Source organism: uncultured Psychroserpens sp., assembly GCF_947492715.1.
GTDB lineage: Bacteria > Bacteroidota > Bacteroidia > Flavobacteriales > Flavobacteriaceae > Psychroserpens.
The window spans coordinates 1-957 of the sequence record NZ_CANLNS010000019.1; the positions used below are offsets into that span (position 1 = coordinate 1).

A 957-nucleotide genomic window follows, 5' to 3' on the forward strand; every position below is an offset into this window, starting at 1 on the left:
ATCTGTAGCTGTTGGTGCTGTTAAACTTGTCACTTCACATTCTGCTGTGATATCTGATAAACTCACTGCATCTGGTGCTGGTGCTGTGGTATCATCGATAATCACATTCTGATCTTGTGTACTTGTATTTCCATTGCCATCGTCATAAGTCCACGTCACTATCGTTGTTGTGCCTTCGCCTGAAATTGGAAGTGTTGCATTATGACTTACCGTTACTGTGCCTCCACAGTTATCTGTCGCTGTTGGCGCTGTTAATGTTGTGACTTCACATTCTGCTGTGATATCTGATAAACTCACTGCATCTGGTGTTGGTGCTGTGGTGTCATCTATAATCACATTCTGATCTTGTGTGCTTGTATTTCCATTGCCATCATCATAAGTCCAAGTTACTATCGTTGTTGTCCCTTCGCCTGAAATTGGAAGTGTTGCATTATGACTTACAGTTACTGTACCTCCACAATTATCTGTAGCCGTTGGCGCTGTTAAACTTGTCACTTCACATTCCGCTGTGATATCTGATAAACTCACTGCATCTGGTGTTGGTGCTGTGGTGTCATCTATAATCACATTTTGATCTTGTGTACTTGTATTTCCGTTGCCATCGTCATAAGTCCAAGTCACTATCGTTGTTGTCCCTTCTCCTGAAATTGGAAGTGTTGCATTATGACTTACAGTTACTGTACCTCCACAGTTATCTGTGGCCGTTGGTGCTGTTAAACTTGTCACTTCACATTCTGCTGTGATATCTGATAAACTTACGGCATCTGGTGTTGGTGCTGTGGTGTCATCTATAATCACATTCTGATCTTGCGTGCTTGTGTTTCCGTTACCATCATCATAAGTCCAAGTTACTATCGTTGTTGTCCCTTCGCCTGAAATCGGAAGTGTTGCATTATGACTTACAGTTACTGTGCCTCCACAGTTATCTGTAGCTGTTGGTGCTGTTAAACTTGTCAC

General features: G+C 42.3%; 1 pseudogene. It reads right to left on the reverse strand.

Going from position 1 to position 957, the window contains the following annotated elements:
• Positions 1-957 (reverse strand): annotated as a pseudogene (locus Q0787_RS19230) (hypothetical protein); the annotation flags it as partial.